Origin of the sequence: Bradyrhizobium sp. 27S5 (assembly GCF_037217225.1) — a bacterium.
GTDB classification, from domain to species: domain Bacteria; phylum Pseudomonadota; class Alphaproteobacteria; order Rhizobiales; family Xanthobacteraceae; genus Bradyrhizobium; species Bradyrhizobium septentrionale.
Window position 1 is genome coordinate 103,010 of sequence record NZ_CP147716.1, and the last position, 13,995, is coordinate 117,004.

9 protein-coding genes and 1 pseudogene are annotated in these 13,995 nt (G+C 62.3%); 9 read left to right on the top strand and 1 reads right to left on the bottom strand.

Going from position 1 to position 13,995, the window contains the following annotated elements; all coding sequences use genetic code 11:
* Nucleotides 1-157: 157 nt before the first annotated feature.
* Nucleotides 158-769 carry an XRE family transcriptional regulator gene (locus WDM24_RS44625; protein ID WP_414645823.1) on the bottom strand — a complete coding sequence of 204 codons (612 nt, stop codon included), beginning with the start codon at nt 767-769 and terminating at the stop codon, nt 158-160.
* Between the two features lie 21 nt (nt 770-790).
* On the opposite strand from WDM24_RS44625, the gene WDM24_RS43965 reads away from it, so the two are divergent.
* From WDM24_RS43965 to WDM24_RS44005, 9 genes and pseudogenes are all read left to right on the top strand, one after another.
* On the top strand, nt 791-3,478 hold the full coding sequence (locus WDM24_RS43965) for an AAA family ATPase (RefSeq protein ID WP_338832662.1): 2,688 nt from the start codon (nt 791-793) through the stop codon (nt 3,476-3,478).
* Nucleotides 3,479-3,505: 27 nt separating this feature from the next.
* Nucleotides 3,506-3,835: a hypothetical protein gene (locus tag WDM24_RS43970; RefSeq protein WP_338832663.1), complete on the top strand. Its 330-nt coding sequence runs from the start codon at nt 3,506-3,508 to the stop codon at nt 3,833-3,835.
* 591 nt (nt 3,836-4,426) lie between these two features.
* Entirely contained in the window at nt 4,427-6,874 is a 2,448-nt protein-coding gene (locus WDM24_RS43975) for a TerB N-terminal domain-containing protein (RefSeq protein ID WP_338832664.1), read from the top strand.
* Nucleotides 6,871-8,202 (top strand): ATP-binding protein, encoded by a 1,332-nt coding sequence (locus tag WDM24_RS43980; protein WP_338832665.1) that lies wholly within the window; start codon nt 6,871-6,873, stop codon nt 8,200-8,202. Before WDM24_RS43975 ends, WDM24_RS43980 begins: the two co-directional genes overlap by 4 nt.
* The gene (locus tag WDM24_RS43985; RefSeq protein WP_338832666.1) at nt 8,171-10,411 is read left to right on the top strand and encodes a DEAD/DEAH box helicase; all 2,241 of its coding nucleotides are present in this window, start codon (nt 8,171-8,173) and stop codon (nt 10,409-10,411) included. Before WDM24_RS43980 ends, WDM24_RS43985 begins: the two co-directional genes overlap by 32 nt.
* 301 nt (nt 10,412-10,712) lie before the next feature.
* Nucleotides 10,713-11,510 (top strand): type IV toxin-antitoxin system AbiEi family antitoxin domain-containing protein, encoded by a 798-nt coding sequence (locus WDM24_RS43990; RefSeq protein WP_338832667.1) that lies wholly within the window; start codon nt 10,713-10,715, stop codon nt 11,508-11,510.
* Complete coding sequence (locus WDM24_RS43995) at nt 11,497-12,417, top strand: nucleotidyl transferase AbiEii/AbiGii toxin family protein (RefSeq protein ID WP_338832668.1); 921 nt, start codon at nt 11,497-11,499, stop codon at nt 12,415-12,417. Before WDM24_RS43990 ends, WDM24_RS43995 begins: the two co-directional genes overlap by 14 nt.
* Nucleotides 12,418-12,643: 226 nt before the next feature.
* On the top strand, nt 12,644-12,934 hold the full coding sequence (locus WDM24_RS44000) for a WGR domain-containing protein (protein WP_338832669.1): 291 nt from the start codon (nt 12,644-12,646) through the stop codon (nt 12,932-12,934).
* A gap of 128 nt (nt 12,935-13,062) precedes the next feature.
* A pseudogene (locus WDM24_RS44005) lies at nt 13,063-13,787 on the top strand (ISNCY family transposase); the annotation flags it as partial.
* Between the last annotated feature and the right edge of the window lie 208 nt (nt 13,788-13,995).

The window sequence follows — 13,995 nt, forward strand, 5'->3', positions numbered from 1 at the left end:
CCGGGCGATCAACTCCCAAGGAATGCCGTGGTCGCGCGTTTATCAACCTCGATCATGTGGCCCTCACCTTCCTTTATGAGATGCCGTGAAGGATGGGTTCATGCGCGGCCCCAGCTACGGTTGCCTTGAATGTCATGAACCCTCCCGTTCTCTCGCCTTAAACCGGAATAAGCGTGATCCGGCCAGCCTCTCCACGCTTTCTGTGCGAATCTACCGTTATTTCGACATCCTGATCGAACGCTGTCAGCATTCGCATCAGCTTTTCCATCGAAACCAGTTTGAAATGGCTCCGGAGCAGCTTGGACAGGGCCTGTTGCTTGATCTCGACCAGCTTCGCGGCATAGGTCTGCGTAATCTCCCGCTCCGCCATCAGCCGTTTCAACTTAACGAGGGGCAGTCTTGAGCTGGTGCTCCTCGGCATTGGTAGGCCGAGATTAGCGAAAAATGTTGCCGGTGCGCTGGCTATGGGCGGGCGGCTTTTTTGGTGCTCATCATCGGTCTCCCTTTGTTGCCTGATGGATCGCTTCGGCGTCTCGCAGAGCTGCCGCACTAGGCCAATGTGCCGCTGCGGTGTCGCAATGCCGCCGGTGGACTTTTTCTGAAACGTGTGCAGGACGTACAGGACGCCCTTTAGCCGTGTTGTGTAGACGGTTCGATAGGTATCGCCGGTATACCTACGAGTCATACGAAGGTGAGGGGACAGTCCGCTTGACAACGGAAACGAGCCGCCCTCCATTGTCACAATCAATGATTTTGTATTGCACTTCATGCAATTTCCCCCGGAGCCCCCATGGCCGGCGACGACGATCTGTTTGACTGGTGCGCTGCACGCCCGCTCTGGCAACAGGAAGCCATCCGTCTCCTGATCGCCAAACCGTCGCTCGACGCCGATGAACTCAACCAGCTTGAGCAGGCGGTTCGAGCCGCAGCTGGGCTTTCCAATGAAAAGCCGCCCGCTTGGCCCGCATTGACCAAGACCCACCTGAAGGCGGGTAACCGGTTCGCGCCGCTCACTGTTCTGGGGTCCATCGGTCCATTGCGCAACATCGACCGGCTGGCCGCCGAGCAGCCGCCGCTGAAGTTCGCGATCAATGGGGTGACGCTCATCTATGGGCCCAATGGTTCGGGCAAAAGCGGTTATTGTCGCATTGCCAAGAAAATCTGCCATTGCCTGCATGACGTGACGTTGCGGGGCAATGTGTTCGAGCCGGAATCGTCCGATCCCCGCGAGGTGACCCTGACCTTCCGCGTCGACGGCGACCAAAAGCGCACCGTCGTCTGGAATGACCGTAGCGCGCCGCCACCGGAGCTCGGCAGAATCTCCGTCTTCGACAGCGATGTCGCCGGCCTGTATATCGACGCCGAGCGCAATATCGAGTTTTTGCCGTTCGAGCTGGCCCTGCTGACTAATCTCGCTGAGGTGCTGCGCATCCTGGACAGCCGCTTCAAGGCCGAAGAATCGCGTCTGACCAAGGCACACCAGGCGCCCCTGCCGCTCGGATATGACAAGCGCACCAAAATCGCGGCGCTGTTGGCGAACCTGAAGCCGGATCAGCATCTGCCCAGCGAAGAGGCCATGCGGGCTTTGGCGACCTGGAGTGACAAGGACGAGGCCGACCTTCAGGTGATCAAGCAAGAGCTCGGCCGTGACCCGGTCCTCCTGACGCGGGTGAAGGAGGCCAGCCAGTCGGCGGTCCAAGGGTTGGTAGCCAATGCCAATGCGATCTTCGATGCGATCGGTAACGCGGGCCTGGCGAGGCTGAGGGAGGCTCAGCAAAAGGCGGCGTTGACACGCGAGGTCGCCAAGGCCGCCGCTGCCGCCCTGGCGGCAGAATCAGCCGTTCCACAGTTGGGCAGTGACACCTGGCGTCAGATGCTGATGTACGCGCGCGATTTCGCGGCCGAAGCATATCCGGCCGCCGAACCGCCGCAGCTGGCGACGGCCGGCACCTGCGTCCTCTGTCATCAGCCGCTCGACGGCCCGGCACAGGCACGCTTGGCCGCGTTTGACGAGTATGTCCAGGGCCGCGCCAACGCGGATGCCGAGACCGCGAAGAACGAGTTCGCGGAGATCGCCAAAGCGATCCTCGATCTGAAGATCTCTGGCGGTCAGGAAATCAAGGACGGGCTCGTCAATTTCGTTGAGGGCTCGAAGCCGCGTCAGGCCCTGGCCGACAGGATCGAGCGATTTTATGCGGCCAGCCAGGAGCGTCACATTCTGGTCTGTGCAGCCGTCAGGGCCGTCGACTACGCGCGTCTTGACGGTCTCGCGGATCTCGACCGGTCAGCGATTGACGAACTGCTGGGTGAAGTGGCTGTCCTCGTCAAGGAAATCGAAGCATTGAAGCCTTCGGCAGATGACACCTCCAAGCGCCAGCGGCGCCAGCAGGAGCTGGATGAACTGGAGGCGCGGAAGAAGTTCTCCGCCGACATCGAGACGTTCGCCGCCCGGCGCAACTCGCTTGACTTGCTCGTGAAGACCAAGGCGTGCGCGGCGGCCTGTGCCGTCGCCAGCGTCACGTCCCACATCACGCGCATCAGGCGCAAGGTTCTGACCACATCGCTGCAAATCAGCCTTCAGGACGAGATCGTTGCGCTTGATCTGCAGCATCTGCCGCTCAAGCTCACCGACCGTGGCGAGGTGGGCAAGAGCAAGGTTCATATCGGGCTAGAGGCCCAGCAGAAAGTCGGCAAGAACAGCGACATCCTGAGCGAAGGCGAGAAGCGGGCGCTCGCGCTCGCGGGCTTCCTCGCAGAGCTAAAGGAAGTTGGCGCTCGGCACGGGATCGTCGTCGATGATCCGGTATCGTCGCTAGACCACGCCCGCATGGAGGCCGTCGCAAGGCGACTGGTGAGGGAGGCCGCTGCCGGTAGGCAGGTGATCATCTTCACGCACAACCTGTTCTTCCACTACGCCGTCCTTGAGGCGGCCCACGAGCTGAAGGTGCGCGTGCGGGAGGAATGGATCGCCAAGCACGGTGATGGGCGGTTCGGGATCATCGACAACAACCAGCAGCCGTGGATTTCCATGGGAGTGACCAAGCGGCTGTCGATCATCGACGACCTGCTCCAAAAAAAGAAGGCAACGTATTCGGAAGCCGACGAAGCCAATCGTTCGTTTGTGACGGATGTCTACACCAAAATGCGCGAGACCTGGGAGCACGCAATAGAAGAGATCCTGTTCGCCGGCGTTGTCGGCCGCTTCCGGCCCAATGTCGCGACGATGAGGCTGAGGGCCGCCCACGTCGACAAGTCAGACTACGACGCGGTCTATGCCGGCATGACGCGATGCTCGAAATATTCCGGCCATGACCAGGCGGCGGGCGTGCCGGCTGATCTTCCCAAGTTTGTGGATATCAAGGCCGACCTCGATAAGCTCACCTCGTATGTCACTGCGGCGAACACCCGGCGGAAAACGCTGGAAAAAGAAGGCCAAGCCTATGAAGAGGGGCCGATGGCGGCCGACGTTCTTGATTGACCGTCAGCTGACAGCTCCGGTGCGGACATGAAGCTGCGGATATGGCTGCCCCTGCTCGGGCTTTGTTGCGGAACAGCAACGAGCCTTGCGGATGACGCCGGGATGTTCCTGTGCCGCTCTCCGGTCGTGGCCAATGACTTCTGGACCGACCCCAACCAGGCTGCTGGTGCTGGCGTGAAGTTGAATATGGTTATTGCGCGCAATATCGCGCAGAAGAATGGCTGCCCGTTCGTTTCGTCGTCGAATCTTAAGCCCGTTGATTTCACCGCCGGGCAAATGGCCATCACGGATGGCAAGGTCAAAGGCTGGGCGGCGCCGCAGCTCTACATCATGTACGTAAACCGGCCAGCAAATTGAGTACTGCTGTCTGGCAGTGGTCGACGGCTTTCTCGCGAGTAGTTGGCCCTCAGGTGGAATCCGGTCGCCGCAGATATCGCAATCTTTGTGGTCTTCAGCACGCGGGATCACTCGGAGTATCCGCGTTTGGACAGATCGGGCCTTCATGCCGGCCGGTACGAAAATCGGGTCCGGCTTCTTGACCTGCGGCCAATACTTGTAGCTATCCGGAACGAACCGAATATCCCGTTATTTCGCAGTCCTTGTTCGCATGCCAAATGGGCTAGAATCCTGGTTTGACTGGCTCCACTTCGCACGGCGCGGCCGCCCACCTCGGCTTTGACATTGGGCCCCCGACCATCAACGGTTGACCGTATCAATCGAAAGTACGCCTGGGGGCATAACAAGAACGGACAATGGCCGCGCTTACGGGGGGAATTATGTCGATCTCGGTCTGGCGGATGCAGGTTCCCGGGAGAGGGCACTACCGGAGGAGCCTGGACGCGACCTTCGACGATTGTACTTCGCTGCTGTCACACGCTATTTCTTGTCGAACGCGTGGTGGGGATCGACGGAGATATGGGGCGGCGCAAGGGCGGGTCTACGGCAGGAATGGGCTTGCTGCTCGTGTTGGGCGCGATCTACGCGGTCCTCAGCGCGGCTTATCGGTTTGTCGTGGAGAACTTGGCCGCGGTCGTGGCCGTCTGCACGGTCTCCGGTCTCGTACTGCTGCTCGGCTACCTTTCCTCAAAAGCTAAAAAACGAGACGAGATCGCGCCGGGCCGGTTGGACGTGCAACCCACTCCGCCGCCGCTGGTCGAGCCAAGGACAGCGGACCCGGAGCGGATCGCACCGGCCTATCGCAGGGGGCGGGCCCCGGCGCCGGCGAGGTGGGTGCCGCCGGGGGAGTCGGTCACCGTCCAGGGCATCACCATCGCGGCCGGTCGCTTCTATCTCGGCGAGGCCCTCTTCTTCGAAGGCCAGGAGATCGACGGCTATGTCATCAATCCCAAGCTTTCCGCGCGAACGTCGCGGCCGGACGTCGCCGGGGATTCCATGCCGTACTGGCCGTCCTACGCGGACGTGACGCCAGCGGCCCGCCAGGCGTTTCTCGATTGGATGTCGACGGGTCGGCGGGACGACTCCTACCGCATCGGGCACGTCTTCGTGTTCTTCTACGGGTTGGAGCACAGGCTCTTCGTCGATCGGGACATCGCGAGCGCGCCGGACTGCATCGCCGAGGTCGAGAGGCTTCTGGCGAGGCGGGTCGACAGCGAGTCCTTCCAGGGCTACGGGAAGCGGTTCGTGGACATCGCAAGATGCGCCGCCGGCATGCCGCTCGCCGTTCCGCAACCATCAGCGGAGCGGTCACACTCTCCAGAGATGGACATTCCGGTGCGCCTTCACCTCGGGCGGCGTCTGGCGCAATCATCGACGATCCTGTCCGAAGACGCTCTGCTTTGGGTTCTCGCGCTGCCGGACACGTATCTGCGTACCGCGGCAGTCCGGTGCTTCGACGAGTTCGTAGCCCTTTGGCATCTGCGTTTCCGGAGTACGTTTCCGGAAGGATTGAACGTCACCACTTCCGGCAACATCGATCTTTGGTACGAGGCAGCGAGCCGGGCCTTCCGGGTCAGGGTGGACGGCCCCCATCAGGCCTATCCCGACGTCGCGAAGGCGACGACATCTCCAGAACCGTTGAGGCGGCTCGTGCAGGAATGTACCGACGAACTCGACGGATTTAGCCGGCTTCTGGGTCGCCAGCCCGAGGCGCGCAACTCGGTGCAGGCGTCGCTTCTGTTGCCGCCGGACCTGTTGTCGGACGTCGGATTCGACGCGTTGCGCGCGTTCGAGGGGCGCCTGTCGGAGGTCATGGGCGGCCAGAGCCGGGCGAGTACGAAGATGGGCATCGTGCTGCGGGCGGCCGACTTCGACCTTCCGGAGAATGGCAAGGTATCGTCCGGGCTCGCGGACCAGCTCGGTCAGGTGCTCGATCGCCTTGACATCGCGATCGAGCCGGATCGGCGCTTCGGCGGCGCAGTCCCGCAGCCTGACGATCAGATATTCTTGTTCAAGGCACCCGGCGGCGGCCCGGTCGACCCGGAGCGTCAGGCCTATCGGGCGATGAAGGCCCAGGTCGAGGTCGCCGTGCTCGCGGCGGCGGCAGACGGCGATTCCTCGAACGACGAGATGTCGCGAGTGATCGCCGCGATCAGGGACGGGAAGGATCTCAGCGCGATCGAGCGTGCGCGTCTGATCGCGTTCGCCGTCACGATCTTCAACAACCCGCCCAAGCTATCGAGAGTCATGAAGCGCCTGGCGGAGCGCAGCGATGCCGAACGGGAAGCCATCGCCGACGCGGCGGTCGCAGTCGTCGGCGGCGACCAGAACGTGCGGCCCGATGAGGTCAGGTTCCTCGAGCAGCTCCACAAGGCACTGGGCCTTCCGAAGGAGCGGGTCTATTCCGAACTGCACAAGGCCGTGCCACGAGTCGACGAGCCGGTATCCTTGTCCGTCGAGAGACGCGAAGCGGGAGTGCCGATACCCAGGGAGCCACCGGTCGTCGCGCCGAGTTCCGTCGACGCGCCGAGTTCCGTCGACGCACCAAGTCCCCTCGTCGCGCTGGCGCCTGTCGCGGCGCCGGAGGTCGTCGCTGCGGCACCCGTCGCTGGCATCCAGATCGATGCCGCGCGCCTGGCGCGGACGCAGCGGGAGACCGACGCGGTCGCGGAACTGCTTGCGAACATCTTCGAGGAAGACACGACGCCGGTTCCGGTCGAGACACCGGTGGCATCCGCTGCAAACGAGGCCTCCTTCGAAGGGCTGGACGGACCGCATACGGAGCTCGTCGAGCTTCTCGAGCGGAAGGGATCCATCGCGCGGGCTGAATTCGATCAGCGGGCGCGCGCGATGAAGCTGCTGGCGGACGGCGCGATTGAACGCATCAACGACTGGTCGTTCGATCGCTTCGAGGAACCGCTGCTCGAAGACGGGGACGAGATAGTCATGGTCCCGCATCTGCGAGAGCGACTGGCTGAACTGAGAGAGACGACGGCATGAGCAAAGCGCCGAAGACGATAAAGCCGAAGGAACGGGACACCATCATCCAAGCGCTGAGCGCTGGCGTGGTCCCGCGCGTCGGACTTCCGCACATCCAGGTCGGCAGAGCCGCGGAGATCGGAGCGTTGGTTCGCGACGTCGACCGCATCGCGGACGGCGGGGCGGCCGTCAGATTCGTGATCGGCGACTACGGCGCCGGCAAGACGTTCTTCGCGAACCTCATCAGACTGATCGCGCTGGAGCGGAAGTGCGTGACCGTGCACGCGGACCTGGCGCCCGATCGCCGCATCCACGCCAGCGGCGGCCAGGCGAGGGCGCTCTATTCGGAAGCCGTCCGGAACATGGCAACACGCACGAAGCCGGAGGGCGGCGCGTTGGCGGCCGTGGTGGAGCGGCTCGTCACCGACGCCGTCAAGGAAGCCGGAGAACGGCAGGTCCAGGTCGAGAAGGTGATCGACGAGAAGCTCGCCCCGATCCAGGAATTCGTCGGAGGCTACGATTTCGCGACGGTGCTGAAGGCCTACTGGCGCGGCAGCGAAGCGTCGAACGAGGAGCTCAAGCTCGCGGCGCTGCGTTGGCTGCGCGGAGAATTTTCGACCAAGACCGAGGCGAACAAAGCTCTCGGCGTCCGGACCATCATCGACGACGACAGCGTGTACGATTCGCTGAAGTCCCTTGCGTGCCTGACGAAGGTCGCGGGCTACGCCGGCTTGCTGGTGATGTTCGACGAGATGGTGAACATCTACAAGCTCCAGAACGCCCAGGCGCGCAAGTCGAACTTCGAACAGATCCTCCGTATCGTGAACGATGCGCTGCAGGGAAACACGACCAACATCGGCTTCCTCATGTGCGGCACGCCGCAGTTCCTGATGGACACCCGCCGCGGCCTGTTCAGCTACGAAGCGCTGCAGTCGCGGCTGGCGGACAACCAGTTCGCCACCAAGGGCCTCGTGGACCTCTCGGGTCCTGTGATAAGCCTCCAAAGCCTGACGCCGGAGGATCTTCTGGTCCTGCTGTCCAACATCCGAGCGGTGTTCGCCGCGGGAGACTCGTCCAAATATCTGGTCCCTGACGAAGCGTTGACCGCCTTCATGGCTCACTGCGATCGCCGCATCGGAGAGGCATATTTCCGCACGCCGCGGACGACCGTGAAGGCCTTCGTGCAGATGCTTTCCGTGCTCGAGCAGAACCCGGGCACGAAGTGGCAGGATCTTCTCGGACAGGTCGACGTACCCGCCGATCTGCAAAGCCAGCAGGAAGCGGTGCCCGAGGGCGGCGCGCAGCCCGGAGACGACGATGAACTCACCAGCTTCCGGCTCGGGACTTGAAGCCGCCTACCACCTGCTGCATCCCAAGATCCGCCGCTGGATCCGCGACCAGGGCTGGGACGAGCTGCGCGAGATCCAGGCGCGCACGATCCTCGCCGTGCTCGAGGACGATCGCGACATCCTGATCTCCGCGACGACCGCGGCCGGCAAGACCGAAGCGGCGTTCCTCCCAATCCTGACGTCGATCGCCGAGCGCAGCGCGTCGGGCTTCTCGGTACTGTACATCAGCCCGCTCAAGGCGCTCATCAACGACCAGTTCCGGCGGCTCGAGGGACTGTGCGAGAGCATGGAAATCCCGGTGGTCAAATGGCACGGGGACGCGCCGCAGGCCGAGAAGAAGAAGGCGATGAACAAGCCGGACGGGATCGCCCTCATCACCCCGGAATCGATCGAGGCGATGTTCGTCCGCCGTCCGGCCGACGCCAAACGGCTGCTGTCGGCCGCCGAGTTCATCGTCATTGACGAGCTTCATTCGTTTCTGCAGGGGCCGCGGGGACTGCACGTGGCCAGCCTCTTGCGGCGGATCGACGCGATGGCAGCGCGCCCAGCCCGGCGCGTCGGTCTTTCCGCGACGATCGGCAACCTGGGCCAGGCACGCGCGTGGCTGCGGCCGCGAGATCCTACGAACGTCGAAGAGCTCGTGGCGAAGTCGGACGCTCCGGAACTGCGCCTTCAGGTCAGAGGCTACGTCGAGCCGCCGGATCTCGACGATCCGGATCATGCGGAAGGCGGGGGAGCGGGTCCGGAGCAGCAGGTGCCGCGCCGGATCGCGCTCGACGCGATTTCCGATCATCTGTTCGAGACGCTGCGGGGCGAGAACAACCTCGTGTTCGGCGGATCGCGGCGGACGGTGGAATCGACCGCCGACCGCCTGCGCAGGCGCTCGGAGAATGCCGAGGTACCCAACGAGTTCTACCCGCATCACGGAAGCCTTTCGAAGGTGCTCCGCGAAGAGCTCGAAGACCGCCTGAAGGAAGGTAGATTGCCGACGACGGCGGTATGCACCTCGACACTAGAACTCGGGGTGGATATCGGCTCGGTCAAATCGGTCGCGCAGATCGGCGCGCCGCGTTCGCTCGCCTCGTTGAAGCAGAGGCTCGGGCGCACCGGCAGGCGCCGCGGGACGCCGTCGATCCTGCGCATCTACCTGCGCGAACCGAACATCGACAACAAGTCGGGCTTTCTCGATCGCCTGCGTCTCAACACGATCAGGTCTGTCGCCGTGGTCAGGTTGTTGCTCGAAGGATTCGTGGAGGAGGCGCGCGCTGCGCCCGAGATCGCCTCGACGCTCATCCACCAGATGCTGAGCGTGATCATGGAGCGCGGTGGCATCGGGCCGAAGCCGCTTTATGACCTGTTGTGCGGCCCGGGCCCCTTTGTCTCGATTTCCACCGGCGACTTCGCTTTGCTGCTCCGGCATCTCGGCAGCCAGGCTGTCCGCTTCATCGAGCAGGCGGGCGACGGAACGTTGATGCTCGGGCAAGAAGGCGAGAAGATCGGCCAGTCCCGGAGCTTCTTCGCTGTGTTCGAATCGAACGAGGAGTGGCGGTTGACGACGGGCGGACGCACGCTTGGAACGTTGCCGATCATGCATCCCGTCCACAAGGAAGGACTCGTCGTCTTCGCGGGCCAGCGCTGGATCGTGCAGGACCTCGACGAACAGACGCTGACGCTGGTGGTCGCTCCCCATCCGGGCGGCGTCGTGCCGCGCTTCGAGCCAGCCGCCGGCGAGCCGGCCCACGACAAGCTGATCGCGGAGATGCGCAAGGTCTATCTCGCCGACGACGTCCCGCCCTATCTCGACGCTAGAGCCCGGGATCTGCTGGAGGAGGGACGCGAGATGTTCCGCGAGCTCGACCTTGAGAGCCGATCGCTGGTCGAGGAAGAGCGCGACACGCACGTCTTTCTCTGGCGAGGATCACAGGCGACCGCAGTCTTCAGCGCGGCGCTCGCGATGGCCGGACTCCAGCCGGGAGTGCACGAACTCGGCGTCACGGTCTCCAAGATCAAGGAGAGCGAACTGCGACCGATCCTCTCCAAGCTCGCCGAAACGCGAAATATCGATGCCCACGACGTCTCGGATTTCGTCGCGAACATCAAGGTCGGAAAGTTCCGGGAGCAGGTCCCGGAGAATCTGGCCAGGTCTCTCTGGGCCAGACAGAATGACGACAAGGTCACTGAAATTCCCGTCATGGCCGCAGCTCTGTAGCGATGTACTGCCTTCGAATGTTCGAAGGCGGAGGAAGGACGCGATACACAAGACGGGCGAACAGCTCAATCTCAGCATCGGCGATCTTCGTCGGTCACCTTGCCGGTATGACCGAGTCGACCTGGCTGTGGCGTACGGCCGGCTGGGCAAGCCGCACGTCTGGGTGGAAACGCGATCGACGGCGCGGGCGTCGCAAAGCTTTCTGAGGTTTATGTTAATGTAATTTTGCTTAGTTATACTGCGCAAAATAGTCGGCTTTGAAACCTTGAGGTTGGTTTGAAATGATGCTAATTTACTTAGTATGGCTGAGCAAAAGGACAGGAAGCTAAACAAACTTGAAAGAACCCTCCCGCAGGGACTTCTAGTCGATGCTGGCTGGATGGAGCGGCATGGATATTCCACCAGCCTGCGCAGCCAGTACGTATCGGCCGGCTGGCTCGTTCAGCCGGCGCGGGGAACCTTCAAGCGACCGCTCGGCGAACTCTCCTGGCAAGGCGTTGTCGTTTCACTCCAGCGACTGCTCGGCTCCGACCTCGTCGTCGGCGGACGTACCGCCCTCGAAGCGCAAGGCTTCGGTCACTACTTGAGCGAGAAGGGTCCTTCGACCGTCCAGCTATACGGAACGCGACCTGCTCCCGGCTGGCTCGGTAAACTCCCGCTCAGACAAAAATTCCGCGTTCACCGTACGCAAAGCCTGTTCAAAACGCACGGGAGCCTGCCCGAACCAAAGTCGGGTACGACGCGGGAAATACCAGCACCATTCGACTGGCCTCTCACGGTGTCGACGCCCGAACGTGCGTTCCTAGAACTGCTCGACGAATTGCCCCGCCACGAAAGCTTCCATCAGGTTGATGCGTTGGCGGAAGGCTTGAGGAGCCTGAGCCCCCGGCGGCTGCAAACGGTTCTGAACGACTGCAAAAGCGTCAAGGTCAAACGACTGTTCTTCTGGTTCGCGGAGCGACATCAGCACGCCTGGCTCAAACAGATCGACAAGTCGAAAGTCAATCTCGGCACGGGAAAGCGCATGCTCGTCAAGGGCGGCAAACTCGACACCAAATACCTCATAACCATCCCAGACGATCTCAATGCCCCTGTCTGAACAATATCGGCATCAAGTGGCCTTGTTGATCGAGACGATCCCGTTCGTCGCGGCGGAGCCCGATTTTGCGCTCAAGGGCGGCACTGCCATCAATCTCTTCCACCGCGACATGCCGCGCCTGTCGGTCGATATCGACCTGACCTATCTGCCAGTGGCTCCGCGCCCCAAATCTCTTGCCGCGATCGATGCGGCGATGAAGCGCATGGCCGCCGCCGTCAGGAAAGGATTGCCGGGCGCGCGGGTGACGGAAGTCGTCAACGCCAGTGAAAAGATCGTCACCAAGCTGACCGTCCAGAAAGCCGACGCGCAAATCAAGATTGAGGTCACTCCGGTGATCAGGGGCTGCGTTTTCGAGCCGGAGCTGCGCGATGTGTCGGCGAGCGTCGAAGAAACGTTCGGCTTCGCAGAGATGAAAGTCGTTTCGCTCGCCGATCTATACGCCGGCAAGCTCGTCGCGGCGCTCGACCGGCAGCATCCGCGTGACCTCTTTGATGTCCGCGATCTGCTCGCCAACGAAGGCATCACAGACGATCTCCGCAAGGCGTTCATCGTCTACCTCATCAGCCATGACAGGCCGATTTCCGAGGTCGTGGTTCCTCGTCGCAAGGACATCCAGCACGAATTCACGCACGGCTTCGAGGGCATGATCGCCGATGAAGTAAGCCTGGACGAGTTGCTCGAATCCCGGGAAACGCTGATCACCGAAATCGCTGGAAAAATGCCGCAAGCTCACAAGGATTTCCTCATAGGGTTCAAACGCGGCGAGCCGGATTGGAGCCTGCTGGGCGTCCCTGGCGCGGCGGAGCTGCCGGCGGTGCGCTGGAAGCAGATCAATCTGGACAAACTTCCTGCCGAGCACCGGGCGAAGCTCGTGGCGCAGCTCGAGCAAGTCTTGCGCAACGCCTGAGGTCGGTGGAGGGGATCTCCATCGAGTACGCGCGCGGCATCTTGTTCAGAGAACATCTCCAAGGAGGCGCCGCCACCCAACGAGCTTGGAGCTTGCGGGCTTCAGTTGAGCCGGTTATCGCCTGACCTCGGCTGTCTCGGAGCCTGCATAAAATTTCTGAATCGTTGGCCCTGATCGATTCATTTATTTAATTGGACGGTCGATTCGGTAATTGCGATTCTGGCGCATGTCCGAACTCACCGTGCAATACCTCGTGCTCGAGCGTCGCGATCCGGCCCGCAACATGGCGCGGTTCTATGTGCTCACGATCGAACCGACGCTCTTTGGCGATACCGCATTGGTGCGCGAATGGGGCCGTCTCGGTGGGCGCGCCCGACGGCGGCTCGATCTGTTCGATGGTCAGGTGCAGGCCGTCGAAGCCCTCGAGTCCTGGCTCAGGCGCAAAAACCGTCGTGGCTACGTCCAGCGGCATTTTTCGCGCGCGGAGCCGGCGTGCAACGCGCCGCGAGCCGGCTGATCTGGACAAAATGCCAGCGCAAGTATATCAAAGTAATTCGAAGTCATCTTCGGTCATATTCCAAGAATTGCAAAAATATTCCATAATCTATGTTATGCGAGCAATAGACCACCGTTAGAAGAGCTGCGACGCGCGCCTATTTGCAGCGCTACGGCAAGCCGGTCGCATTCTACTCGGATAAGCACGCGACGTTCCGGGTAAACAAGGGTCGGGGCGCCCGGGGGTGACGGCATGACCCAGTTTGGCCGGGCGTTGCACGAGCTCAACATCGATATCATCTGTGCCAACGCTCCGCAGTCGAAGGGTCGCGTCGAACGAGCCAATGGAACGCTGCAAGATCGTCTGTTGAAGGAGATGCGGCTGGCCGGAATCTCAACCATCGAGGCCGGCAACGCATTTTTGCCCGCGTTCATGGAAGGCTACAATCGGCGGTTTGCGAAGCCTCCCTTCAGTGACAAGGACGTGCATCGACCGCTGACTGAGCACGACGTCGTCGATGATGCCTTTGCCTGGAAGGAAGAGCGCACGGTATCGCAGAGTCTGACGCTGCAATACGACAAGATGCTGTTCATCCTCGAGCCGAACGAGATTACGAGCACCCTCGCCCGCCAGCGCGTCACCGTGTTCGACCATCCGGACGGGCGGCTTGTGATCAAGCACAGGGGCCGTGCGCCGCCCTACCGGACGTTCGACAAGGTGCGACAAGTCGACCAGGCGGAGATCGTCGAGAACAAGCGGTTAGGGTCGGTTCTGGCGTACACTTGCCGAGCAGCAGAAGCTGCTCGACTTCAGCCGCAGCCAGAAGGCTCCGCGAAGACGTGGCCAAGGTCCGAGCTTGTTCAAGGCGGGCTAAAACCCGCAAGTCGACCAGTCGCCGTCGCTGGCATTGGGGCTCTCATCCGGGCGCCCGGCCGCTGCGCAACCCCGGCCAGCTTCGCGTCCGTGCGCCCTCCTCGCCGGGGCTGCGCGGCGGCGATCAGGGTGAGACTCCAGCGACAATCAAGGTGAGACTGCGCCGATGGGGACGGACCGAAGGGAGGGCGCAGCCCGACCGGAGGACC